Raw genomic sequence first — 1,945 nt, forward strand, 5'->3', positions numbered from 1 at the left:
GTCATGGGCGCGCTGCTACCTCAATTTCCTTACCCCTCAATCAATGTGACAGCACCCTTTACAGTGCCGGCCAGCTTGAGCAACCGGGCGGAGATTCTCACCTGCCGTTCCGAAAACGGGAACGAACGCGACAGGGTTTCCGGTCGATCGGCTCATTGCAGCATTTCGTGTCGATCTTCTCCGCCGTCCGAAATCTCTTCGTCCCATCCCAGACCAACCGCTCCGCAGCACAAATTCGAGCCCATCGACGCCAAGCCATGGCCCGCCGGGGAAGCCGTGAGTGCACTGCCTGCCTGAAAAGCGCGGTGTCGGCCTCACGCGGACACATTGCAAACAACGTGACAACGCCGCCGAAGTGCTTGCCGTATATCAGTGATGTCCCAATAATGCCTGGGGCCTTACTGCCGGTAGAGAAGAATGTTGCTTTGTCCTCTTGGGCCCAACACGGCTGTGCAGCTCTGCCCTCTGATGTAGATAGTTATCATTTGCTGGGATTGGCTCGGGAGTAGGCCGCGGTAGTGCATTTGGCGCAACATGTCTATCGGCGCCTGAAAGCCGTCTTCCCAATTCGGGGGGACGTACTCTCCGAAATCGAAGGGAGCTGGCTGGTGGCCGAAGATCGATGCCCCGAGGTCTTGATCCCACGTTGGCGGGCTTGGCTGATTTACACTTTGTGCCGGCGAATAGGCGGATGAAGGCATCCCCTGCCAAAAGTTCGCGGTATTGAAACTGTCGGCGGGCAACTGGCCGGCTTGATCCACTCCTGCCCAAAACTCCGCCGAGTTGAAGCTTTGCGGCGACGGAGCGGGTTGATCCGCCGCATCCATCGCGGCCCAAACCTCGTCTTGATCGACAGTGCTCAACGGTGAGGGTGCGGCTTGATCCACTTGCGGCCGAGAGCTGCCTTCCCCAGCGCCCGAACTCTCCTGCCAGTACCTCTCAAGCATACCCACCGCCTGCGTGCCGCCTTGCGGGAGAAGCTCTCTAGCATATTGGCGCAGCGAGATGCTATCAAGTCCAGCAAGACTCAGCCCTGAAGGCCGCAGCGCCTCAGACAACGCACGGAGACTGCTACAATTGGTATGGACGCGGCGCGGTCCCGCCCCGCGAGCCACTGCTGCCCCAGCCGCCGCCTTGATGAGGCCCTCGTCTTCATCAGAGACAATATGAGTGCGGCGCCGATCCACTTGCGGCCGAGAGCTGCCTTCCCCAGCGCCTGAACTCTCCTGCCTGTACCTCTCAAGCATACCCACCGCCTGCGAGGCGTGCGGGAGAACCTCTTTAGCATATTGGCGCAGCGAATCGCCATCAAGTCCAGCAAGACTCAGCCCTAAAGGCCGCAGCGCCTCAGACAAGGCACGGAGACTGCTGCAATAGGTTTGGGAGAGGCGCGGTCTCATCCCGCTAGCCACTGCCGCCCCAGCTGCCGCCTTGATGAGGGCCTCGTCTTCATCAGAGACAATATAACGTAAAGGGCGCCCGCGGGTCAGCGGTCTTTCGGCTGCTGCTTGCTGTGGCACGGCTGGTTGCCCCGCTTGCTGCTGTTGCTGCAGCAAGTAGTAGTGCTGCATCCACGCTTCCGTGCCCTGTGCACCGGTCAAGTCTTCTAACCACTGCGTCGGGTTCGGGGCGGGATCGTCGGAAGTACCGTCCTGTCCGGGATTCATTGCCGTCTCTCCTGTAGCCAGATCGAGGATGTCCGATCCTACAGCCGGCCGAGCGTTCCTACCCATGCCAAATCCATATGCCATCATGCTCCCGGGGGAATTGGTGCAGGGATCAAATTTCAACATTTTTCATCTATGCGGCCGGATCGAAAATAGGTTGATTGATCCAGCATGCCGCACAAACGGCACCGTAAAGTTAACCGACGGCTGATGAAGATGTGCGAACATGGGCCATGTCAGAAGTTGCTCGTGATCCGCTTTATCGTCGCCACCGCTTT

The 1,945-nt window shown here is 59.2% G+C and carries 1 pseudogene; it reads left to right on the forward strand.

Annotation, left to right across the window (positions count from 1 at the left end):
• Positions 1-75: 75 nt before the first annotated feature.
• Positions 76-266, forward strand: a pseudogene (locus tag BLS48_RS36510) (IS6 family transposase); the annotation flags it as partial.
• Positions 267-1,945 lie beyond the last annotated feature (1,679 nt).

The organism is Mesorhizobium qingshengii, assembly GCF_900103325.1.
Taxonomy (GTDB): domain Bacteria; phylum Pseudomonadota; class Alphaproteobacteria; order Rhizobiales; family Rhizobiaceae; genus Mesorhizobium; species Mesorhizobium qingshengii.